The sequence below is a fragment of the Streptomyces hawaiiensis genome, assembly GCF_004803895.1.
GTDB classification, from domain to species: domain Bacteria; phylum Actinomycetota; class Actinomycetes; order Streptomycetales; family Streptomycetaceae; genus Streptomyces; species Streptomyces hawaiiensis.
The window spans coordinates 6,613,021-6,636,239 of record NZ_CP021978.1; the positions used below are offsets into that span (position 1 = coordinate 6,613,021).

The 23,219-nt window shown below is 70.3% G+C and carries 17 protein-coding genes; 10 read left to right on the forward strand and 7 right to left on the reverse strand.

Annotated elements, in window-relative coordinates:
• Window positions 1-82 precede the first annotated feature (82 nt).
• From CEB94_RS30545 to CEB94_RS30560, 4 genes are all read left to right on the forward strand, one after another.
• Window positions 83-1,324 carry an MFS transporter gene (locus tag CEB94_RS30545; RefSeq protein WP_175435226.1) on the forward strand — a complete coding sequence of 414 codons (1,242 nt, stop codon included), beginning with the start codon at window positions 83-85 and terminating at the stop codon, window positions 1,322-1,324.
• 204 nt (window positions 1,325-1,528) lie between these two features.
• Entirely contained in the window at window positions 1,529-2,710 is a 1,182-nt protein-coding gene (locus CEB94_RS30550; protein ID WP_175435227.1) for an aminotransferase class V-fold PLP-dependent enzyme, read from the forward strand.
• Window positions 2,711-2,891: 181 nt separating this feature from the next.
• A complete protein-coding gene (locus CEB94_RS30555; RefSeq protein ID WP_175435228.1) occupies window positions 2,892-3,398 on the forward strand; it encodes an MmyB family transcriptional regulator in 507 nt (168 codons plus the stop codon).
• Window positions 3,399-3,662: 264 nt separating this feature from the next.
• The gene (locus CEB94_RS30560; protein WP_246111958.1) at window positions 3,663-4,451 is read left to right on the forward strand and encodes a polyprenyl synthetase family protein; all 789 of its coding nucleotides are present in this window, start codon (window positions 3,663-3,665) and stop codon (window positions 4,449-4,451) included.
• 782 nt (window positions 4,452-5,233) lie between these two features.
• Here CEB94_RS30560 and CEB94_RS30565 read toward each other — a convergent pair.
• From CEB94_RS30565 to CEB94_RS30590, 6 genes are all read right to left on the reverse strand, one after another.
• Window positions 5,234-5,671, reverse strand: a complete 438-nt coding sequence (locus tag CEB94_RS30565; protein ID WP_175435230.1) for a PH domain-containing protein — start codon at window positions 5,669-5,671, stop codon at window positions 5,234-5,236.
• A gap of 32 nt (window positions 5,672-5,703) precedes the next feature.
• Window positions 5,704-10,479, reverse strand: a complete 4,776-nt coding sequence (locus CEB94_RS30570) for a putative T7SS-secreted protein (RefSeq protein ID WP_175435231.1) — start codon at window positions 10,477-10,479, stop codon at window positions 5,704-5,706.
• A gap of 2 nt (window positions 10,480-10,481) precedes the next feature.
• Complete coding sequence (locus tag CEB94_RS30575; protein WP_175435232.1) at window positions 10,482-11,138, reverse strand: hypothetical protein; 657 nt, start codon at window positions 11,136-11,138, stop codon at window positions 10,482-10,484.
• Window positions 11,128-11,550, reverse strand: a complete 423-nt coding sequence (locus CEB94_RS30580; RefSeq protein ID WP_175435233.1) for a hypothetical protein — start codon at window positions 11,548-11,550, stop codon at window positions 11,128-11,130. Before CEB94_RS30580 ends, CEB94_RS30575 begins: the two co-directional genes overlap by 11 nt.
• 530 nt (window positions 11,551-12,080) lie before the next feature.
• The gene (locus tag CEB94_RS30585; RefSeq protein ID WP_175435234.1) at window positions 12,081-12,743 is read right to left on the reverse strand and encodes a response regulator; all 663 of its coding nucleotides are present in this window, start codon (window positions 12,741-12,743) and stop codon (window positions 12,081-12,083) included.
• On the reverse strand, window positions 12,740-13,867 hold the full coding sequence (locus CEB94_RS30590) for a sensor histidine kinase (RefSeq protein ID WP_175435235.1): 1,128 nt from the start codon (window positions 13,865-13,867) through the stop codon (window positions 12,740-12,742). The genes CEB94_RS30585 and CEB94_RS30590 overlap by 4 nt, the downstream gene beginning before the upstream one ends.
• Window positions 13,868-14,157: 290 nt before the next feature.
• On the opposite strand from CEB94_RS30590, the gene CEB94_RS30595 reads away from it, so the two are divergent.
• Complete coding sequence (locus CEB94_RS30595) at window positions 14,158-14,574, forward strand: DUF6223 family protein (RefSeq protein ID WP_246111959.1); 417 nt, start codon at window positions 14,158-14,160, stop codon at window positions 14,572-14,574.
• Window positions 14,575-14,773: 199 nt separating this feature from the next.
• Here the strand turns inward: CEB94_RS30595 and CEB94_RS30600 are convergent, their stop codons facing one another.
• Entirely contained in the window at window positions 14,774-18,028 is a 3,255-nt protein-coding gene (locus tag CEB94_RS30600) for an AfsR/SARP family transcriptional regulator (protein ID WP_175435236.1), read from the reverse strand.
• A gap of 288 nt (window positions 18,029-18,316) precedes the next feature.
• Between CEB94_RS30600 and CEB94_RS30605 the strand changes: the two genes are divergently transcribed.
• The 5 genes from CEB94_RS30605 to CEB94_RS30625 all read left to right on the forward strand — a co-directional run bounded on the left by CEB94_RS30605 (window position 18,317) and on the right by CEB94_RS30625 (window position 23,037).
• Window positions 18,317-19,204, forward strand: coding sequence for an NAD(P)-dependent oxidoreductase (locus CEB94_RS30605; protein ID WP_175435237.1), 888 nt, complete (start codon window positions 18,317-18,319; stop codon window positions 19,202-19,204).
• Between the two features lie 252 nt (window positions 19,205-19,456).
• The gene (locus tag CEB94_RS30610; RefSeq protein ID WP_175435238.1) at window positions 19,457-19,981 is read left to right on the forward strand and encodes a hypothetical protein; all 525 of its coding nucleotides are present in this window, start codon (window positions 19,457-19,459) and stop codon (window positions 19,979-19,981) included.
• Complete coding sequence (locus CEB94_RS30615; protein WP_175435239.1) at window positions 19,974-21,011, forward strand: hypothetical protein; 1,038 nt, start codon at window positions 19,974-19,976, stop codon at window positions 21,009-21,011. The genes CEB94_RS30610 and CEB94_RS30615 overlap by 8 nt, the downstream gene beginning before the upstream one ends.
• 76 nt (window positions 21,012-21,087) lie before the next feature.
• Complete coding sequence (locus tag CEB94_RS30620; RefSeq protein ID WP_175435240.1) at window positions 21,088-21,777, forward strand: class I SAM-dependent methyltransferase; 690 nt, start codon at window positions 21,088-21,090, stop codon at window positions 21,775-21,777.
• A 198-nt stretch (window positions 21,778-21,975) separates the two neighbouring features.
• Window positions 21,976-23,037: a peptidoglycan recognition protein family protein gene (locus CEB94_RS30625; RefSeq protein WP_175435241.1), complete on the forward strand. Its 1,062-nt coding sequence runs from the start codon at window positions 21,976-21,978 to the stop codon at window positions 23,035-23,037.
• Window positions 23,038-23,219: the final 182 nt, after the last annotated feature.

The window sequence follows — 23,219 nt, forward strand, 5'->3', positions numbered from 1 at the left end:
TCGGCCGCACCTCGCCACCGAGGCGGGGGTGGCCCGATGCCCCGACGGCGCCCTGTCCGCTCCTCTGGAGGTACCCCCCCTCATGTCCCACAGGGTCTGGCTGCTCCTGCTGGCGGTTGGCACATTCGCCATCGGCACCGACGGCTATGTCATCGCCGGTCTGCTGCCCGAGATGGCGCACGATCTCGACGTGACCGAGAGTGCGGCAGGCCAGTTCGTCACCGTGTTCGCCCTCGCCTACGCGATCGGCGCCCCCGTGCTGGGCCTGGCGATCGGTAATCTGCCGCGTCGGCCGGTCCTCATCGGCAGCCTCGCTCTGTTCGTCGTTTCCAACGTCGCCGCCGCCCTCGTCGACTCGTACGGGACAATGCTCGCCGTACGGGTCCTGGCGGCGATCGCCGCCGCCGTGTTCACTCCGGCCGCGGCCGCCGCCGTACCGGCACTGGTCCCCGCCGAAGAACGGGGCCGGGCCCTGGGCACCGTGGGCGCCGGTATCGCCATCGCCACCGCGGCCGGCGTGCCGCTGGGCACCCTCATCGGCGGCGCCTTCGGCTGGCGGACCACCTTCCTGTTCGTGGCCGGCCTCAGCGTCGTGGCCACCGCAGGACTGGTGCTGATGCTGCCTCCACTGCCGCCGGAACCCGCCATCGGTCTCAGGGCACGCCTGTCGGTGGCACGGACCCGGGGGGTTCCCGCGACGCTGGGCCTCACCATGCTGTGGATCTCCGGCGCCTTCACCGTCCTCACATACATGAGCCCGGTCCTGGACGCGGTGGGCGGCATCCACGGAGGAGCACTCAGCATCTGGCTGATGGTCTTCGGCCTCGCGGCTGTGGGGGGCAACGCGCTGGGCGGACGGGCCGCCGACCGCTATCCCACGACCCGGCTCATGGTGATCAGCACCTGCGGACTCACCCTCGCTCTGGCCTCCTTCGGGGCGCTCGGTTCGCTGGGCGTGCACGGCTCGCTGGGCGCGGGCCTGGCCGCCGTGGCTCTGGTGGTCTGGGGCATCTTCGGCTGGTCCTTCGCTCCGGTGCAGCAGCATCGCCTCGTGGAGCTGGCACCGGAGTCCGCGGGCATCGTGCTGTCCCTGAACGCCAGCGCCATCTACATCGGCATCTCCCTGGGCGGTTTCCTCGGCTCTCTCGCACTCGACCGGTCCGGGGTCCCCGCAGTCGGCTGGACCGCGGCCGGCCTGGAGCTGATGGCCGTCATCACGGCGACGGCCATCGCGGTGCACGCGCGACGGCACCCACACCACGGCACGGACACGGCTTCCAAGACCCGACCCAGTCACACGGATGATTCCCCGCTCCCCCTCTGACGACAAATGGTGACTACTGTGAACACGACCGGCAGGACCGGCGTAGCCATCCCGCGACCTGAGACATCACGAGGCGGGCTGACCCGTCGCGGCTTCGCCACAGCTACTCTCGGCGCCACCGCAGCCATCGGATTACCGGCCAGTGCGGCTCAGGCTGATCCCGCCGCCTCCCAGCACGGGTTTGACCCCGCAGACTGGGGTTCCGTGCGCGACCAGTTCACACTGTCGCGTGACTACCTGCAGTTCTCGGCGTTTGTCCTCGCCTCGCACCCCCGCCAGGTACGCGACGCCATCGAACGCTACCGCGACGCGCTGGACGCGGACCCGATCGCTGCCGGAGCCGGCTTCATCGACGAGGACGGCAGCCTGGAAGTGCGCACATCGCTTGCGGGCTTCCTCGGTACCGACGCAGACGATGTGGCGTTGACCGACAGCACCACCATGGGGCTCGCACTCCTCTACGGCGGCCTGCGGCTGGGTAGCGGCCAGGAGGTACTCACCAGCGAGCACGATTTCTACGCCACGCACCAGGCGCTGCGCCTGCGCCACCAGCGAGGCGGTGTCCCGGTGCGCAAGATCAGGCTGTACGACGACCCGGCGATGGCGACGCCGGACGAGATCGTCACCCGGATTGTCCGCTCGATCACCCCCCGCACCCGTGTGCTCGCTCTGACTTGGGTGAACTCCGACAACGGCGTGAAACTGCCGGCGCGTGCCATAGCCGACGCGTTGCGAGACATCAATGCCAGGCGGGACCTCTCCGACCACGTCCTGTTGTGCCTGGACGGCGTCCACGGATTCGCGGCCGAGAACATTACGATGACGGACCTCGGCTGCGACTTCTTCGCCACCAGCACGCACAAGTGGCTGCACGGCCCGCGCGGTACCGGCCTGTTATGGGGCAAGCCCGAGCACTGGCCATTCGTGGCTCCGGTGATTCCCAACTTCAGCCGTGAAGGCTATGAGGGCTGGGTGGGCGACCGCGACCCGGTGGCGGCGCCCGCGATCCTCAACACCCCTGGCGGCTACCACTCCTTCGAACAACGCTGGGCCGTTCCCGCGGCCGTCCGCTTCCACGAGACCATCGGCCGCGCCCGAATTGCCAAGCGCATCACATCCCAGGCCACCCTTCTCAAGGACGAACTGGACCGGCTCCCCAACGTACGCGTTCTGACCCCCCGCGACCCGTCTATTTCGGCCGGCGTCGTCTGCTGCACTGTGGAGGGCTGGGCCGCTGCCGATGCCGAACACGAACTCCGCGCCGTCCACAAAGTCATCGCCACAGAGACCCCCTACGCCCAGCCGCACCTGCGTTTCGGGCCGACCATGCTGACTGCCCCCGAGCAGATAGGCAGGGTCGTCAAGGCCGTGAGGGCGCTGCGCTGATGGCGCATGGCGCGGTGAAGCCTGCCCGACCCCTTCCCCGGCTACACCGGTACGAGCCCTCACCCCGCCGCCCCTCCGACACGGCCGGCCTCGACACAGCGGCAAGTCCGCTGGCTTACGCATGGCCACGATCCATCTCGTGAGGAGAAAACCGGTGCAATGCAGCCCTCTGCGTCCAGGGATGAAGCAGTTATTAGACGCATTAATCGACGTTCCAGCCTACGTGATGGGGCGGGAGACGGATATTTTGGGCTGGAATACCCTTGCCACGTCTCTGTACGGCGATTTCGGAGACATGACGCCTCGGCAAAGGAACTGGGCTCGCATCACGTTTCTCGATCCCCGGGCTCACGATCTCTTCCCCGACTGGGACCACAAGGCCCTAGAAGTGGTCCATCACTTACGAACGCAGATGGCTTGTGCTCCCCATGACTCGCAACTCATCACGCTTGTCGACGAACTCTCTGCCGAAAGCAGGGACTTTCATCTGATCTGGTCCCGTGGGACAGGCAGGGAGATGATCCGCGGTCCGAAACGGATCCATCATCCATTGGTAGGGGACTTGACTCTCTGGTTCGAGGTCCTGGCACCCGCCAACGACCCCCACCAGTTTCTGATCACCTGTCATGCCGCGCCGGATTCACCGTCCGCAGAGTTATTACGGCTGCTGGCAAGCTGGGGTGGATGACGGTTGTCCGCAGGCCACGTACCGCCGTGCGGCCCTCGGCTCTACCCGGGCGCAGTGGGGCCGATCTTCAGCGCCGTGGGCGGAGGGCAGTCGGTGTGCCCTGTTCCGCCTTTTGCGCGAACCGTCAGGCTCGCCGTGCTCTTTGGCGCGCTCCGCTTCCTGGAGAGCGCACCTTCCGATTCAGCAGCTGGCACGGTCGCCTGGAGATGTCTTCGGCCGGATTCCTGAGACGCGAAGAGGAAAGAGTGAGAAATGAGCAGGTCCATGCTGGCATTAGATCCCCTCAATCTTGACGAGATGCGCAGCGCGGTTGATTCCGTCCTGGAAGCCTTCCTGGTCGAGAAATCAACGGCTGCCGCAGATGGCTGTTTCCCTCCGGAAGCAATAGAGATTTTCCGTGACTTTCTGGGGTCCGGCGGAAAACGCATGAGACCACTTCTCTGCCTGGTCGGCTGGCATAGCACTGCCGAGAGCGCGGACACGGAGAAGGTCCTGAGAATTGCCGCCTCGCTTGAGATGTTTCACGCGTTCACCTTGATTCATGACGACGTTATGGACAACTCGTCCACGCGCCGGGGTAAACCGACGGTGCACCGCGCCTTTGCCCGCAGGTATGCTGCACGCCCTGACGCCATGGAATTCGGAACAAACGCCGCCATACTGCTTGGTGACCTGGCTCTTGCCTGGAGTCAGGAGCTTTTCCACTCGGCCGGCCTCACTCCGGCGCAGCTTGCTGCTGCTCTCCCTGTGCTGGACGTGATGCGTACGGAGGTCATGTACGGACAGTACCTGGATCTGTTGACGGCAAAGAGTTTCACCACTGACCTCGGCCACGCGATGGAGATCATTCGCTATAAGACGGCCAAGTACACAGTCGAGCGTCCGCTGCATCTCGGTGCCTCGGTAGCTGGAGCCGAGCAGGCCACAAAGGCCTCTCTTGGTCGAAGAGATCCTCGAGCGCCCCCCGGACGCGCTCCCCGTTCGCCTGGGAAAGCCGCCGGGCCTCCCACCAGCCATGGGCGAAGTCCGGTGCGCTGCACGTCCCGTCGGTGAATGCGTCCAGCAGCGTCAGTTGCCGTGCTGCCGCACTGCCCGGGTCGACGTCGCCCGGGTGGGACCACGCCCTCTGGCGGGGGGGGGAGAGGCGGCCATGGCCGCGAGTGAGGGGTGACGTTTCCGGAGAGCGCGCGCATGACGGCCGAAGCGTGCGCGTGCTGTGTCGGTGCCCTCGTTGACGGCCGCGGCCATGAAAGCGGCGGTTCCCGTGATCAGTGCATAGCCTTCTTCCGGATAAAGCACGGCTCCTTGCGTATCGGGTGTGCGCAGCAGGAGCGCTGGGCGGATGCCCGTGCAGTCCGCGTCGGCGGGAAGCCGGGACGTGGCACCGGGGTTGCCGGCGAGGCTCGTGGTGAGGACGTGGGAGGCCCCGACGGCACGGCAGCCGTCCGTGATCCGGCGAGCCGGCGCCGCGTCGATCTGCGCGCCCACAGGCACCGGGGCCACCGACTTCCCAAGCAGCCAGGACGAGGTGAAAGTGCCGTCCGTATCGAGCACGATCCTCAGGTCCGATGATTTTCCGTGTTCTGGACCGGTCACCACAGAAGCCCTTTGTCGATGATTCCCCCGAACTGTTCGTCACCGATTTTCCAGGCCGACCAGAATCTACCATCGGCGTGCAGCATGACCATCTTCTGGGATGCCGGGTCGATGAACCCGACCGCCGGTCCCTGATTCCTGTAGTCGTACCGGTAGATCTACCGGGCCCTGACCAGCACACCGACCGAACGCATCACTCAAACCGACCGGGAAATGAGGCTCGTGACGCTCATCTGACCTCAGAATTCGTGCACTACGACCCAGTAGTCGGATTCTTCGACCGAGGTGGCACATAGGTGGCGGCCGTCAACCGAAACGGCCATGAACTCGGGTGAACCCGTCGCCGCGCAGATACGGGACGGGAGGTTCTTGCCGACCGGGTCTTTTACACGCACCCAGCCGACCTGGCTCCCGCCAGGTACGGGCGGGAGGATGAGGAACTCTCCGTTCTCCCCGTAGAGCGAAGCTTGTGCAGCATGGTGATGCCACGCCTCGTCCAGTCCCTCGGCGGAGTGGGACGTGGAGGCGGGGACTGCGGCGACCGGCTCCACCTCGAATCCGCTGACCGCATAGATGGCGGCGTTCACGGGTGGGCCGTCAGGTGCCGCCTTCCCCGTTACCTCAAGTCCGCAGCGCCCAAGGGTGTCCAGCCACTCCGGTGCCTGCCGGTCGTTCATGATCCCTGACCTTTCGTCGGCCCCCACGGCATTCAGCCGCCTTCGTAGAACAGGTGATGATCGCCACCCGGTTTGTTTATCTTGGCATATCTCTCCATGGACTCCGGATAGCCAAGACTACCGTCGGGCCGCTGCACCCTTGCATTGTCCCAGCCGAAGTTGACGAAGTTCCGGGTGTCATCGATCTTCGGTTTGCCGGCATGGAAGTGAGGGCCTGCCGGATCGTGGGTGTGCTCGACGACGACACGCGAGCCACTGTCTGTTTCGAATTGTCGGAAATTACCCCAATGTGCCGGGTCGGGCGAATAAACATAATCCGGCGCGTGCTTCAGTTGCTTGTCCCCGGTGACTACCCACTCGGCGATAGGTTCTTCGCCGTAACGAACACCGGCGAGCTCGTAAGCCGCCTCTTCCGCATCCGCACGGTTCTCGAACGGGTTGCCTTTCTCGCCACGCGGATACGGGCTGAGTCCGAGGGGGTCGGACCAGGTGTGGGGGTTGTGGACGTAGGTGGCGGGATTGGGCGCGGGAGTGAGCCCGAGGGGGTCGAGGGTGAGGTATCGCGCGGTCCCAGGGTCGTAGTGGCGGAACAAGTTGTAGTGCAGGCCGGTTTCCGGGTCGTAGTACTGACCGGGGAAGCGGAGCGGGGTGTAGGCCGTGCTGGAACTGCTCCAGGCGGTGGTGCCCCAGAGGGTGGCGCGGGTGCGCCAGGCGATGTCGCCGTCCTGGCCGATCAACTCGGTAGGGGTCCCGACGAGATCGGTGGCGATGGCGAAGAAGCGCCGGTCCACCTCGTCCTGACGGGTGTCCGCCGTGAGGATGCGCTCGGTCTGTGAGAGGGGAACGCCGGACCGATGGTCCCAGGTGAGGGCGACTGTGTTCCGGAGGTCGGGGCGGTGAACGGTCTGTTCGCAGAGGGTCATGCCGTCCCAGGCGAACCGGATCTCCTCCGCCACGCTCTCGCCGTCTGCCAGACGCTGCTTGGCGACGCGGCGGCCCAGGGGGTCGTAGCGGTAGCGCCAACGGGTGCCGTCCGGGGCGATCACCGAGGTGAGCCGGTTCTCGGCGTCCCATTCGTAGCGCCAGGTGTCGGGTTTGCGGGACAGACGGGTCTTCTGCCGCAGGGTGATGCGGCCGATGGCGTCGTGCTCGAAGCGGACGGCTCCGGCACGGGTGATCGCCGTGCCGGCGTAAGTCCGCGGTCCGGTGGCTTCGTTGCCAGGGTGGGAAGCGGGCCAGGACGCCTCGGTGAGGTTGCCGCTCGCGTCGTAGGCGTACCGCTCGGTCCACCCCTGAGCGTGGACGGCTGTGACGTGGCCGACCGCGTCCAGGTCGAAGCTGCGGGTGCCCGACAGGAGGTCGCTGCTAGAGCTGAGGTGGCCGTCCGGGCGGTAGGAGTAGGTACGGCTGTTGAGAGTACGGCCGCCGGCGGTCAGGTGACTGGCGGACAGCCGCCCGGCCTCGTCCCAGGCCGAGGTGACGGTGAGGGGGTCGGCGAAGTCCGCGAAGACACGAGCCGTTTCACGGCCCGCGGCATCATGGGTGAAGACGACCGGGGACCCTCCAGCGGTCAGGCGTTCGGGACGGCCACTGGCGTTGTACGTGTAGGTGGTCACGTGGCCGGTGGGAGTGATACGGCGGGTGCGGCGGCCCACGGCGTTGTACGCGTAACTCATGGCGCGGCCGTCCACCAGCTCGGACTTGACCCGTCCCAGGCGGTCGTACATGTAGAGGAGTTCGCTGTCCGGGCCGGACGCCTGCAGCAGACGTCCGGCCCGGTCGTAGCCGTAGGTGGTCATCTCGCCGTCGGCGTCCTTCCGGATCACCTGGCCGAGTTGGTCTCGCTCGAAGGAGATGACGTGTCCGAGCGAGTCGGTTCGGGAGATGAGTTGTCCGGCGGCGTCGTAGCGGTAGATGAGGGTGCGGCCGTCGAAGTCGGTTTCCGAGACCATGCGACCGGCTGCGTCGTACTCGTAGGTCCATCGTGCGCCCTGCGGGTTGGTGACCTGGGTGAGCCGCAGGGCGGCGTCGTACCCGAATTCGTACCGGCCTCCGTTCGGCTGGGTGCGGGCCGCCACCAGGTCGAAGTGCGTGTACTCGAAGCGGAACACCCCGCCGATCGGGTCGGTGTGGGTGAGGCGATTGCCCTCGCCGTCGTAGGTCCACGACTCGGTGGTGCCGTTCGGGGTCTCCCGGCGGACCAGATTGCCGTCGGGGTCCCATTCGAGGCACGTGACGCCGCCTGTGGGGTCGGTGACGCGTCTTGCATGTCCGAGGACGTCGCGCTGAATCTGAGTGGTCCCGCCGGCAGGGTCGATGACCTGCACGGGCTGGCCCATGGCGTCGCAGCGGACTGTGGTGACGGCTCCCAGCGCGTCGGTGATCGACGTCAGGCATCCCCGAGCGTCGTAGGCGTACTGGGTCGTATGGCCGGCCGGATCGGTGACCGCTACCCGATTACCGCGCTCGTCGAAGCTCTGGACCCAGCGGCTGCCGTCCGGGCCGTGGAGGTCCGTGCACCTCCCGAACGGGCCGGGCTTCATGGCGAGTCGGCTGCCGTCCGGGCGGAGCACGGCGACCGGCCGGTCGTTCTCGTCGTAGGCGTGGGTGGTGGTGCGTCCGAGCGGGTCGGTGCGGGTGAGTAGGTTGCCGCGGGTGTCGTAGGCGTAGCGGGTGGTGTGGCCGAGGGGGGTGGTGGTGGCGATCACCCGGCAGCGGTGGTCGATGAGGTGGCGGGTGGTGTGTCCGCCGGTGGTGGTGAGTGTGGTGGTGCGGTGGCCGGTTTCTGGGTCGGGTTCGGTGTAGGTGAGGGTGATCTGGACGTGGCCTGCTTCGCCGCCTTCGGCGATGACGCGGTCGTGGTCGTCGTAGATGTAGTCGTAGCGGCTGTTGTTGGAGTCGATCCAGGCGATGACGCGGCGGCGGTCGTCGTAGACGAAGGTGGTGGTGGCACCGGAGGGTTTGGTGACGGTGGTGAGGTTGCCGTCCTGGTAGCCGTAGTTCATCAGGGGCAGGTCCGCGCCGCCCTCGCCCGTGCCTGCCAGGGACAGGGCGGTGACCAGGCCGTCGGCGAGGGACAGCTTCACCTGGTGGCCCGCCGAGTGGGCCAGGGTCAGCGGCAGGCCGTCGTCCGTGCGGTCGATGGTGATGGTGTGGCCGTTGCGTTCGGTGATGCCCGTCAGCCAGGCTTCGCCGTCGTCCCCTGGTTCGCTGCCGGGTGGGGCGGTGAAGTGGAAGGTCAGGCCGCTGTCGGGGTCGGTGACCGTGTAGTCGCCGTCGGCGTCGCGGGCCAGCAGGGCGCGGGCTCTGCCCGATGCCGGGGTGGTGGGCGCGCCGGGGACCGGGTGCGGGTAGGGGATCAGGAGGCCGTCGGCGGTGACGTGGACGACGCCGATGGCGTCGATCTCCAGTCGTTCGTCGACGGTGGAGGTCCAGGAGGGGCCGAGAAAGCGACCGACCGTGCAGCCGGACTCGGTGCGGCGGGTGAAGACCAGCGGCAGGATACCGGGTATCTCGAGGTCGGTCTGGGGCAGGAACATCCGGCCGGAGGCGAGGTCGACGGGGTCGGTGCCGTCGGTGGTGCGCTCGCCGTCGGGGCGGTTGTGGGTGCCGTCGGGGGCGTCGTCGAGCAGCCGGCGCGCCTTTGCGGCGTCGGCGGCCTCCTCGGCGATGCGGATGCCCTTGACCGCGGCGCCGCCGCCTCCGGTGGCGGCGGTCAGCGCGAGGTCGGGAATCAGCCTGCCGAAGCCCTCGGCCGGGTCCTTCATGAAGTCGCTGACCATCTGCTTGCCGGTGCCGACCGGGTCGTTGGCGGCGACGATCAGGCCGGCGGCGAGGCTGTTGAGGGATGTGGCGTACTCGGCCGGGTGCGTGATGTTGTACGGGTCGACGGGGTTGACGCTGCGGACGAAGTTGAGGATGCCCGCCGTGCCCTTGATGATCCCGCCCCCGACATGGTCGCCCATGATCTGGAACTCCTGGAACCCGCCGGCCAGTTGCTCGGCATAGGAGGGCTTTTGCGGGGCCATGTCGCGGGCGGCGCGGACCGCGGTGCGTGCCGTTTCCGCTGCCGAGTTCCGCTGCTTGCGGGCCTCGGCGAGGATGTCCTGCGCCTCCTGCATCAGCTTCTTGCCGGGGTCCTCGAACGTCGCCGCGGGCCTGGGCGGCAGCGAGGCCGGGTCGCGCTTGTCGGCGGGCTGGGCGTTGTAGCGGTCGACGGCGGCGTTGTAGCCGTCGACCTTCTTGCGGTGGGCGTCGGCGGCGTCCTCGGAGGCCTTGACGCCCTCCTTCCACTTGTCGATCGCCGTCTGCGCCTGTGCCTGCGCCCAGGTGATCGTGCCGGCGAACGCGTCGAGCGCGCCGAGCGCCTTCGCGCAGGCGTCGGCGGCGGCGTACCACTTGGGCGGCTGGGTGCTCACCGCGGTGCGCAGCGCGTTCGCCGTCTCGCCCTTGAGTCGGGAGGAGTCCAGGCCCTTGAGACCGTCACCGGCGTCGTCGAAGGCCGTCTGAAAGGCCCGGAGTTTGTCGGCGGTGGCGGTGACCTTGCTCGGGCTGCCGTAGATCAGCTTGGTCTTGTCCTCGGTCTGCCCGAGGTCCATCTCGTCGACCTCGGCGCCCATCCGGTTGGCGACCGACCGGGACTGCTCACGCACCCAGTCCGCGCCGGACTCCCAGCCGACGTCCTGCAGCCGGTCGGCGGTCCAGTTACCGGCGTCCTCGACCCGGTTGCCTGCCCATTCGACACCGTCCTCGACCGCGTCCTCGACCGAGTCGGGCGTGATGTCGCTGATGAAGTCGCCTATACCCACCGTCAGTTCCCCCCGGACTCACCCTGCTGCTGCGCCTGCTGGGCGCGTTCCTCGGGCGAGGGCCCGAAGGTGTTGTCCAGTGCCTGGTTCCACTGCTCGTCGGATACCCCCGACGCGTCGATGATCGCCTGCGACCGCCGGCCGCCCTCACCCTCGGTGAGAACCGTGCGGCCGGTGTCCTTCCAGGTCTGCTCGATGTCCTGACCCGCCTGGTCGAACGACTCCGCGCTCCAGTCCGGGTTGAGGTAGTCCGGCGTGACGATGTCACCCCAGCCCTGCTGGGTGATCTCCTCCTCGGTGGCGTGCGGGTTGCCGCCCATCACGGAGTTGACGCCCACCTTCAGCGTGCCCTCGACGTACTGGTCGTGCTCCCACTGGGTGCCCGCCGCCAGGCCGAGGCGGTTCGCGAGCGCGCTGGCGTCGCCCACCAGGGCCCGCACACCCCACTCCCAGCGCTCGCAGAAGTCCTCGAAGTCGACCGAGAGGCCGTGGTGCCCGGCCTCCATCCCGGTCATCGCCAGCTCCGAAAAGCCCTTGCCCAGCACCGAACCGGTGGCGCCGCCCAGATCACCGAGCCCGTCGATGGTCGCGCCCACGCCCTGCGTGAACTTCGCGACAGACGCCTTGTCGAACTGCAGGTCAGCCCCGTCACCGCCCATGGCCCCGCCCCTCCTGCGCCTCGCCGGAGTCGACGGCGACGCCGTCCGCAACGATGCCGACGACCGGCGGGAAGAACATCGACCCGTCCTCGGTGGCGATGTCGACGGCCAGCCCAGCGGGCTCGTCCAGGGACGGCACGACCTCGTCGACGATGCGCGCACCCAACAGCGCCGCGTAGTCCATGGGCTGATCACCGGATGCATGATGCAGGGCGAACCGGGCCAGTGCGGCCTCGTCGGTGAACCCGCAGATCCACCGCACCCCGCCCGACCACGCCGACCAAAGGCCCCCACCGGCCGTGGGCACCAGAAGGACCGAGCGACGCATCTCACCGACCAACGCCCGAGGGTCGCCGACTCCCCTTCGCTGCTCGGCGATTCGCTCGGCGAGCGCTGTCCTGGTCTGCTCCACGGGTCCTCCCCGTCCTAGGTGACTGATGGCACCGTAGATCAAGACGCACGCGAACATGTCGGCGGTTCTCCTGAAGGCTCATCATGGCCCTGCGTGTCGCCCTCAGTACGAGACCGCTGTGGAGACAGCCCTCACGGTGCAGATTCGCGCCAGGAGCCGCGTGCGCAGCTTCGGCATGTCCGTCACGCGGCCGCCCGGGTGCGGGACACGAGTTGCGGGAGGCGTCCCGGATGAGGTGGGGCCCCTGTAACAGGTCCAGCGACTCGGCAGACGCCGCCGGAACTTCTCCCGTACAGCGCGAGGTCTCACCGCCGTGTTCGAGGAACTGGTGGCTGACGTCCTGTTGGCTCGCCTGGTCGAAGCGATTGAGTAAGGAAGCCGCCCCGGCCAGTCGTGACGCTCGTTTGACGCTCCGAGTGCCCGAAGGCTCCTCCGGCAGACCGGAAAACGGCAGCTGACCTGCTGGTATGTCACGGACATCGTATTGCGGCACCTCCGCCGTCGGCCGGGCGGCAGCCGCTGCCGGGATGTCAGGCGTTGCGTGGGGCGACCAGGCCGGACTCGTAGGCGAACACCACGAGTTGGGCCCGGTCGCGGGCGTGCAGTTTGGTCATGGCCCGGTTGATGTGGGTCTTCGCGGTCATCGGGCTGATCACCATGCGGTCGGCGATCTGGTCATTGGACAGGCCCTGTGCGGCCAGGGCGACTGCTTCGCGTTCGCGGCCGGTCAGCTCCGCGAGTGCGGCGCCGGTGGCGGTGGGGAGGGGCTGGGTGACGTACCGGTGGATCAGCTTGCGGGTGAGGGACGGGGCGAGCAGGGCGTCGCCGCGGGCGGCGACCCGTACGGCGTGCAGGAAGTCCTCCGGCACGATGTCCTTGACCAGGAACCCGGCGGCGCCGGCGCGCAGTGCCTCGAAGACGTACTCGTCCATGCCGTAGTTGGTCAGCATGACGACGTGCACGCCGGTCAGGGCGGGGTCGGCGGCGATGCGCCGGGTCGCCTCGATGCCGTCCATGACCGGCATCTGGATGTCGATGAGCGCGACATCGGGCAGACGCTCATGGGCGAGCGTCAAAGCCTCCCTGCCGTCGCCGGCCTCGGCCACCACCTCGATGTCGTCTTCGAGGTCGAGCAGCGCCCGGAAGCCGCTGCGGATGAGCGGCTGGTCGTCGACCAGCAGGACACGGATCATGATGCTCGTTCCACGGGGAGTTCTGCCTGGATGGTGAAGCCGTGCCCGGTGCGCGGTCCGGCGCGCAGCCGGCCGCCGAGGGCGTTGACGCGTTCGCGCATGCCGAGCAGCCCGAGGCCGGGAACCGGGGCGTCATCGGGGGTGGCCTTGCCGTCGTCGTCGACCTGGACGGACAGCGTGGCGGGCCCGTACTCGATCCGGACTGTCGCGGTGGTGGCACAGGCGTGCCGGGCCGTGTTGGTCAACGCCTCCTGAACGATGCGGTAGGCGGTCCGGCCCACCGCGGCCGGCACGTCGTGCTGTTGCCCTTCGACCGTCAGCGTCGCGTCCAGACCCATCGAACGGGCTCGCTCCACCAGTCCGGGCAGGTGCTCAAGGCTCTGCGGCGGGGTCGTGCCGTCGTCGCGCAGCGCTTCCAGGGTCGCGCGCAACTCCCTGGTCGCCTCACGCCCGGCCGCCCGGATCGCCAGCAGCGTCCCGGGCACCTGCTCGCCACGCCTGCGGGCCACGTGGACGGCGACCTCGGACTGCACCTTGATGATCGAGATCTGGTGGGTGAGTGAATCGTGCAGCTCCCGCGCGATGTGCAGCCGCTCCTCGTCGGCCCGGTGCCGCGCGGTCTCCTCCCGGGTTCGCTCGGCCTCGTCCGCCCGCTGCTCGGCCTGCCGCAGCGCCTCCCCGGCGGCGAACGCGGCCACCAGCCAGGCGATTTCGAGTACGTTCCGGGCCTGCGCGAATGCCTCGCGCGCCGACCCGTCGTTGAAGACCAGGGCCGCGAGGGGGAGGACGACGAGCAGGGACACCGATGCCGCCACCGCCAGGGTCCGGTGCCCGGTCCGCACGGCCCCGTACACCGCGACCAGGTACGACACGGCGAGCACGTCAAAACCGGCTGCCTCGTACCCCACCGCGAACAGTCCGGTGACGGCCAGCACGGCGATCGGAGCCCTGCGGCGCCCGACCAGCGTCAGACCGCCGGCCGCCAGCAGCACGGAGCCGAACAGCGCACGCGCTCCGGCCGGGTGCGGTCCGGACAAGCCGGTGCCCAGCAGCAGTGCCGCCACGCTGACGGCGATCGCCCAGTCCACGGCACCGGCCGGGACACGGAAACGCCCTGTGTCCATGCGCGCACCCTAGCCGGGCGCTGCCTCCGGTGAGTCCCGCCCGCGGACGAGCGGCCGGCTACCGCGTCCGCGGTAGTGGCGCACCGCCTGCCGTATCCGCAGCAGTCGCCTGCCATGTCGAGGGCAGGCCGAAAAGACCGCACTCGCCGGACGACCGGCAGTGCGGTCGGCAGGCACGCTCGAGGCACAGCGAATCCCGGACGTTGTTCCCGCACGAAGTTCCCGCACGAAGGATGCGCCGACGGTGGCGACCACGGCCGAACACGGCCGACTACGAAGGAGGAGACGGCGTGAGCGCAGCAGAGGTCCTGACGGTGGCCGCCGAGGGCGGCGTCATCGGCGACGGGCGTACGGGGGCCAACCTGGCCCTCGGCGTGGGGCTGACCGGCGTGATCACCGGCTGGCTTGCCCTGGCCCGTGTCGCCGGCCGTATCAGCACCGGCAACGCGCGCACCGGCGCCATGTCGGCCATGGCGGTGGGCCTGCTCGGCACGGCTCTCGCGGTGGTGCATCTGGCCACCTCCAGCGGCGGGCCAGGCACCGGCAACGGGATGGTGGGAGCCATCGCGGCCATCCCCTTGGGGCTGATCGCCATGGCATTCGGGCGGCGGGCCCTCGCCCGCTCCCGTGCCGCGGAGGGGAACGGCGATCGCCTCGAACGCGGGCGGGAGTTCGGGTCCGCCTCACACGAATCGTCCGGACCTTGAAGGGCGCGTCGGTGACCGGCGAGCCCAGCGGCCCGGATGCCCGGCGCGAAGCCGCCGGGAACAACGCCGAGTGGTGGCCACCGGCCACCGGCAGCGGGTACGTCCCCGGCCGGGGGCGGGGACCCGAGGAGGGGGCCGCCGACCCGCCTCTTTCATGGCCTGACCGGGCCGCCGCCCGCCCCAGTGGAGACGTTCCGGCTCATGGCGTCCCCTGGTGGGGGAGTTCCTCCGTTGTCCGGGTCTCGTGGTGCTGCTGGGTGCCCAGGGTGAACTCGTGGGCGTAGACGGCTGCGTTCAGGGCGGCGCGCAGGCGGCCCACGACGCGTTCCACGTCTCCGCGCTCCGCCGGTGGATGCGGAGCACCGGCGCGTTCGCGGGTCGCTGCTGCCGTGCCGAGGAGGCGGGTCGCCCGTTCCGGGGCGTCTGTCAGGGAGTAGGCGCCTGCCAGGCCTTCCAGGGCCAGGGCGACCGAGCGGGGGTCCTTGGTCGTGGCGGCGGCCGCGAGGCCGTCCCGGTGGTACGCCAACGCCCCCCTGGCGTCGCCGCGCTGCTCGGCGATGAACCCCAACTCGGCCAGGACCAAGGCCAGTCCCGGGCCGTCGCCGCGGCGGCGGTTCCAGGCGAGCCAGGGGCGCAGCAACTCCTCGGCGGCGTCGAGGTGGCCCTGGCGGCGGGCGCTCAGGGCGAGGCCGAGCGCGGCGAACTGCTCCTCCGGCTGGTTGCCCTGCCCGACCGCGATGCGCAGGGCGCGCGTGTGCAGGTCGTCGGCCTCGTCGTAGCGCTGGGTGAGCAGGGCGATCCTGCCGAGACCCGACAGCTTCGTGGACATCTCGGGCCATGCCTCCAGGGCCTGGGCGATGCTCAGGCTCTCCCGGTGCAGCCGGGCGGCGAGGTCGTAGTCGCCGTTGATCTCGGCGAGCCTGCCGAGCACGTCCGTCGTCTTCAACCGGCCCCACAGGTCGCCCAGTTCCGCGAAGTGGGCGCGGGCCTCCTCGGCGTTGCCGCGCAGCGACTCCAGGTCCCCGCGGGCCAGGGCGAAACACGCGCGTGTGGTCAGCGCGGCGGCGGTGCCCCACGCGTCGCGCAGGGTGCGGAAGCGGACCAGGACGCGCTCGGCGCGCCGCTCGCCCTCGACCAGCGCCCCCACCGTCCACTGCGCGTGCGCCAGGAACCACTGGGCCCTGGTCGACTCCAGGGTGGACTCCGGCGGGCACTCCTCCGGGGCGTCGCACTCCCCGTCGTGCTCGCCGAGCAGCAGGCGGATGCCGGTGTACCAGAACATCGCCTCCACACGCTCCTCGGGAGCGGCTTCACCGGGCGTGTCCAGGGCCGTCGCCAGTGCCCTGCGGGCCTCGCCCAGCCGGCCACGGACGTACCAGTACCAGGTCAGCGAGTTGACCAGGCGCAGTGCTTCCCGCGCGGCCCCGGCGCGGTCGGCCTCCGCCAGCGCGCGCTGCATGTTCGCCGTCTCCAGGTCCAGGTACAAAAACCAGCGGGACTGCTCCCGCTCGTGCAGACGCGGCCGGGCCCGCTCGGCGAGGCGGACGCAGTGGCGCAGGTACCGGGCGGCGGTCTCGGCGGACTCACCCGACTCGGCGAGTTGGTCACGCGCGTAGACCGCGACGGACTCCAGCAACCGGTAGCGCGCACCCAGAGGTCCCTCGGTGCGGACGGCCAGCGAGCGTTCCACGAGCAGGCTCAGTGCGTCGACGACGTCGGCGGGGGACACGCCGCCGCCGGAGCACACGTCCTCGGCGGCCCGCAGTCCGCACCCCTCGCCGAACACCGACAGCCTGCGCAGCACGGTCCGTTCGCGGTCGTCGAGCAGGCCCCAGCTCCAGTCGAGCGTGGCCCGCAGCGTCCGCTGGCGTGAAGGGGCGTCCCGGTAACCGCTGTTGAGCACCTTGAGACGATCGTCGAGCCGGTCGTGCAGTTCCCTGATGCCCAGCGATCTCACGCGAGTGGCGGCCAGTTCCAGGGCGAGCGGGATGCCGTCGAGACGGCGGCACACATCGGCGACGAGGGGGGCGGTGGTGGCGTCGAGCACGAACTCCGGGGTCGTGGCCCTGGTCCTGTCCAGGAAGAGGCGTACGGCGCCCGCGCTCGTCAGGGCGTCGAGGTCCGGGTCGTCCGCCGGGGGCAGCGACAGGGGCGCCACCGGGTACACCGTCTCGTCCCGAGTGCGCAGCGGTTCCTGGCTGGTCGTCAGGATGCGCAGGTGCGGTGCCCGGCTCAGCAGCAGGGCGGCCAGTCGTGCGACGGCCTCCACGACGTGTTCGCAGTTGTCCAGCAGGAGCAGCAGCCGCCGGCCGGCCAGCGCGGTGGCCAGACGGTCCGTCGGGCCCTTGGCGTTGCCGTCCGAGGGGTTGTCCCGGATTCCCAGCGTCGCCATGACCTGCTCGGCCAGGGCCTCCGCGCCGGCGAACCGCTTCAGACCCCCGGCGTCCGCGAGCTCCACCAGCCAGGTGCCCTCGCCGAACGCGCACGCCGGACTCTCCGCCGCGGCCTGGGCGAGACGGGTCTTGCCGACCCCGCCCGGGCCGGTGAGCGTCACCAGACGGTGCTGTGAGAGCAGGGCCCGGATCGCCCGGACGTCCTGTTCGCGGCCCACCAGGGCCGAGGCCGAACCGGCCGGCCCGGGCCCCGCCCGCACCCCCGCGGTGGACCGCGCGGGCGCCGCCGATGCCCCGGGTGCCGGGCGGGCCAGAACCGGATCGTGGCGCAGGACGGCCTGCCGCAGCGCCTCCAGGGACGGCCCGGGGGTCAGCCCCAACTCCTCGTCGAGCCGGCGCCGCAGATCGTTGAAGCAGTCGAGCGCGTCGGAGGAGCGGCCCGCCTGGTAGAGCGCCCGCATCAACGCGCCCCGCAGTCCCTCGCGCAGCGGATGCCGCTCCACCAGCTCCGTCAGCTCGCCCACCAGCATGCTGTGCTCGCCCAACTCCAGCCGGACTCCGGCGTGTTCCTCCACCGCCGCCAGCCGCTCCTCCTCCAGGCTCGCCGCCGTCGGCCGCACCGACGGCTGGTCCGCGAACCCGGCGAAGGCGGGGCCCCGCCACAGCGCCAGCGCCTCGGCGTACAGCGGTGCCCGCGTCACCGGGTCCTCGCCGGACCGGGCCCGGGTGACCAGTTCACGGAACCGCCCGGCGTCGAGCGCTGCGGCCGGGACGTCCAGGACGTATCCGGGCGGCCGGTGTGCGATCCGTTCGCGGCCGCCCGGCTCCGCGTCCTCCAACACGCGCCGCAACTGGGAGACTTTGGCCTGGAGCGACGCCGTCGGCCGTGCCGTGAACGTCGAGCCGCCCCACAGGTCCTCGATGAGCCGCGCCGCCGGGACGACCTGCCCGTGGTGGGCGAGCAGATCGGCGAGGAGCATGCGCACCTTGACTTCGGGGACCCGCACGACCCGACTCTCGTCCGTGCGCACCTCCAGCGGCCCCAGCACCCCGAACTCCATGATCTCAGCGTAACCGGCGGACGACCGGCGCCACGTGCGACGAAAAGGGCTCTGCCGCCGGTCCGGAGGGCGCCCCCGCAGCGTTTTCCGAAGTCGTCCGAAGCGAATCCGAAGGGGCGGATGCCAGGGTTCCCCGAGGAAAGCGGCCCGGGGCCGCGTCCGGACCGGCCCAGCGTTTTTCTCTGAGCCGACGTCACGCCCCGCGGAACATCTCAAGCCGCCTTCCCATCGGCGGGCCCCCGCGTGCCGGCCCGCACAGCACACCACTTCGTACTGGAGGAACAGATCATGGGTGACAACCACACCTCGGTGTCGGTGCTCGGCCTCGGCCTGATGGGGCAGGCCCTGGCCGCCGCCTTCCTGAAGGCGGGTCATGCCACCACCGTGTGGAACCGCTCGGCGGACAAGGCCGATCGTCTCGTCGCGGACGGCGCGGTCCTCGCCGCCGACCCCGCCGACGCCGTCGCCGCGAGCGACCTCGTGGTCGTATGCGTGTCGACGTACGACGTGGTGCACGACGTCATCGGCTCGCTCGGCGACGCCCTGCGCGGCAAGACCGTCGTCAACCTGACCACGGGCTCCTCCGAGCAGGCCCGGCAGACCGCCGCGTGGGCGGAGAAGAACGGCGCGCGGTACCTCGACGGCGCCATCATGATCACACCGCCCGGCATCGGCGCCGCCACCTCCGTCGTCTTCTACGCCGGTGACCAGTCCGTCTTCGACGCCCACGAGCCCGTTCTGAAGCTCCTCGGCGGCGGCACCACCTACCTCGGCACCGACCACGGCAAGCCCGCCCTGTTCGACGTGTCGCTGCTCGGCCTGATGTGGGGCGCCCTCAACAGCTTCCTGCACGGCGTTGCCATCGTGGAGACCGGCGGCGTCAAGGCGCGGGAGTTCCTGCCGTGGGCGCACATGTGGCTGGACGCCATCAAGATGTTCACGGCCGACTACGCCGCGCAGATCGACGCCGGCGACGAGAGGTTCCCGGCCAACGACGCCACCCTGGAGACGCACCTGGGCGCGCTCAAGCACCTCGTCGAGGAGAGCGAGGCGCTCGGCGTCGACACCGAACTGCCCAGGTACTCCGAGGCGCTGATGGAGGGCATCATCGCCCAGGGCCACGCCAAGAACAGCTACGCCAGCGTCGTGAAGGCATACCGCCGCCCGAACCAGTGATGACCGGGTCCGGTTCCGTCCGTGGGTGCCGCGCGTTCTCCCGGGCGCCGAACCGGCATCGAGGCGGGCCGTGTCAGCCGGGCGGGACCCTCGGGAGCATTCCCCGGACGCGTCCCCCGATCGCGTCGCGGACCGGCCGGACCGCCTTCCCGATGACCCGGCGCATGACCCGCCTCGCCGGATTGCCCCGCCCTCTCGGCATGCGGTTGGATCAGCGGACCGCCTGAACGAGGCAGCGACCGAGGAGAGTTGATGGCAACAGAGGGGGAGCGGCCGGAGAGCGCGGCGCCGGGCCCTGCCAGTGGGCCGGACCGGCACTTCACGCCCGGCGACGGCAGGTGGGGCTACGTGTCCCCGCCGCCTCCGGACGCGAGCGCCGTCGAACTCCTCGCCGTCCTCGGGGAGGTGCGGTCCGACCTCGCGCCCCTGCAAGGCACGGACGAGATCGTCGCCCTGCGGGACGAGTGCGACGCGGCCGTCGAGGAGATCTCCCGGACCGGCCGCGTCACGCCGGATCTCATCGCCCGGCTCCGCGCCCGTCTCGCGGCGGCGGGACCGGCCCAGCCGTTCCTGGCCTCGGGCACCGCTCTCGCCCGGTCACTCGACCGGCTGGAGGCGCACCTGCCCACCGCGCGCCCTGTCGGGGAGGCGTCGATGCGGACCATGCCCGCCGGTCGCGCGCGCCCCGGCGGCTACGAAACCCCGGCCGGCCACACCCCACCCGGCCCCAGCACCGGTTCCGACGACGACGAATGGCCCGACCCGGCCGATGGGTGACATCGCCAAAGGCGTACTGGGCGGGGCCTGGACGCTGCTGGTGGGCTGGATCCTGCCCACCGCGCTGAATCTCACCGTCTTCCTGCTCGCCGTCGCCCCGAGCCTGCGCGGCCTCGGCCCGCTCGAACGGCTGCGCGGCGCGAGCGGACTCGGCACCGGCCTCACCCTGCTGACCGGGGCACTGCTGCTCGGACTGGTCGCCAACGCCTGCCAGAACGCGCTCTACCGGCTCCTGGAGGGGTACCTGCTGTGGCCGGCCCGGGCCTTCGAAGCGGGCTGCCGGCGCGGTCGCCGCAACAGGGCGTTCCTCGCGGACCGGCTGACCGTGCTCCGTCTGGAGCTCCGCGAGGCCGAGCAGGGGCCACTGCGGACCGAGGACGCCCAGGAGCTCGCCAGGCTGCTGGCCGACCCGCGGCTCGCCCGGGCCGCCGCACGGGACCGCCGTCGTACCGCTGTCCAGCGCGGGCTGCTGCGTGAGCGGTTCGCCCGGTTCCCGATCGCCGACGACCAGATCGCCCCGACCCGGCTCGGGAACGCCATCCGCCGCTTCGAGGAGTACGGCTGGGACCGCTACCGCCTCGACACCCAGCTGCTGTGGAACGAACTCACCGGCTGCGTCCCGGACCAGATCCGCCGCCAGAGTGAACTCGCCCGCGCCAGCGTCGACTTCTTCGTGGCCCTGCTGTCCGGCCACGTCGCCGTCGCCCTGGCGGCGGCTCTCGCCCTGGCGGCCGGCAGCCGGCCGGACCGCCTCGCCCTGCTGAGCGCCCTCGTCGTACTCCTCGCGCTCGTGCCGGTCTGGTACCGGTCGGCGGTCACCGCGACCGACGAGTGGGCGGCCGCCGTCCGCGCCCTGGTCAACACCGGCCGGAAACCCCTCGCGGCATCCCTCGGCCTGACCCTCCCGCAGACCCTCGCCGCGGAGCGCGACATGTGGACGATGGTGTCGCGGCTCTCCCGCATCCCGTACCACGAACGCGCCGCCGCCCTGGACGCCTACCGCGCGGAACCCACCACGGACCCGGCCTGACCCGACCCGCCGCGGTCCGCGGACGGTGGTCGGAATCCGGTCGTCCGCGACGGCCGGCCGAGCCTAGGGTGCGGCCATGGACTGGAGTGCGTGGCACGGCAAGTACGACACGGCCGATTCCTGGATGGCGCGGCGCCTGCGGACCGTGCGGCAGCAGATCCGCCAGGCCCTGGACGACGCCCCGGCCGGACCGCTGAAGGTGATCAGCCTGTGCGCCGGGGACGGCAGGGACCTTCTCCACGTCCTCGCCCGTCACCCCCGGCGCCACGAGGTGCGGGCGAGACTGGTCGAACTGGACCCCCGCAACGCCGAGGCGGCCTCGGACACGGCACGCCGGGCACACCTGGACGGGGTCGAGGTGGTGACGGGTGACGCCTCGCTCGTCGACCGGTACCAGGACCTGGCTCCCGCGGACCTCGTGCTGGTCTGCGGAGTGTTCGGCAACATCACCGACCCCGACATCGAGCGGACCATCGGCGCATGCGCCCAGCTGTGCAGGACCGGCGGCACCGTCGTCTGGACCCGGCACCGCGGCGAGCCCGACCGGGTGCCGCTGATCTGCGAGTGGTTCGAGAGGGAGGGGTTCGAACCGCGGTGGCTGTCCGAACCGGAGGCCGGCTACGGCGTCGGGGTGCACCGGTTCGCCGGCACCCCTCGGCCGCCGCGCCCCGGCCTGCGCATGTTCGAGTTCGTCGGCTACGACGTGCTGCGGACCCGCACCGGGACGGGAGGTGCCCCGCCCGCCCCTGATGCGACGCCGTCGTAATCACGCCGATTTTGCGGTCGTGGCGTACGGCCGGGTGAGCGACGGGGCGAGCGGCGAGAGAATGGTGAGGGCCCGGCAGCGAGCTCCGCGGACCGGAACGCTGCCGAGGCAGGCAAGCTCCGAGATCAGGCACGCTCCCCAGATGTGATCGGACCGTCTTCAGACCGGCACGGACGCGCCGGAACGGAGGACTGACTCATGGCCACCCCGCTCACCGCCGCCCGGCTCGTCGCCGCGTTGAAGGCCGAGGGCTGCGCCGTTCACGAGGTCACCGGCTGGCGCACCAACAACCGGAACCACAAAGGCCCTTGGGGCCCCGTGCACGGCGTGATGATCCACCACACCGTCACCGGCCCCGGCACGGACGTCGTCGGGCTGATCTTCCACGGCCACAGCGCCCTGCCCGGCCCGCTCGCCACCGGATGCGTCACCAAGGACGGCGTCGTCCACCTCACCGGCAACGGCCGGGCCAACCATGCCGGCGGCGGCGACGGCGACGTGCTCAACGCCGTCATCGGCGAGTCGTACGGCACGTACCCGCCCCCGACGCACGAGCACGACGGCTCGGCCGGCGCGGTCGACGGCAACGCCCGGTTCTACGGCTGGGAGTGCGAGAACAAGGGCGACGGCAAGGACCCGTGGCCGCCCGCCCAGTACGTCGCGATGGTCAAGGCCACCGCCGCGATCTGCCGCGCGCACGGCTGGGGCCGCAAGAGCGCCATCGGCCACCTGGAATGGAGCGACTGGAAGATCGACCCGCGCGGATTCGACATGGCGGGCTTCCGCCGTGACGTCGCCGACGCCCTGGCCCACCCGGCGGGCCGGTGGGAAGGAGAGGACCCCATGCCCCAGTACGTCAACCTCGGTGCCGCCGCGCGGTACCACCTCGCGCCCGGCGCCTGGGACTCGGTCGAGTTCACTGCGGAGTGGACCGACGAGACCGGCGACCACGCCACCGGAGGGAGCGTCTTCGCCCGCGGCCCGGCCCGCTTCAGCGGAACCCTCGGCCTCCACCTCGACGGTCTGCCCGTCGGCGCGGTCGTCCAGGCGCGCATGTCGGAGTACCAGGGTGACCGGCACCGCGCGGACCATCCGATCCACGAGATCGTCGGCACGGGCGGCGGCACCTTCGCGGTACTGCCCGTGACGAAGCGGATCGCGTCGGGCCGCAGCATGCGGGTGCGGCTGCTGAACCAGGCCCCCGTCCCGGTCACCGTCGCGAGCGCCGTACTGACCGTGCTCGTGTGGAAGGAGGCCTGAGCACCGGAAGGGCACACCGGGAGACGATCGCCCGCCTCGGCACGTATAGCCCGGCATGAACCGAAGCGAGCCATGTCCGTTACGAGTTGAACGAACACGCGGCCCTGTGATTAGGGTGCGGGCGATGTTCTGCGCACACGCCACTCCCTTACTCCCGGCCGGAAGAGGCGCCCTCGCCCTCA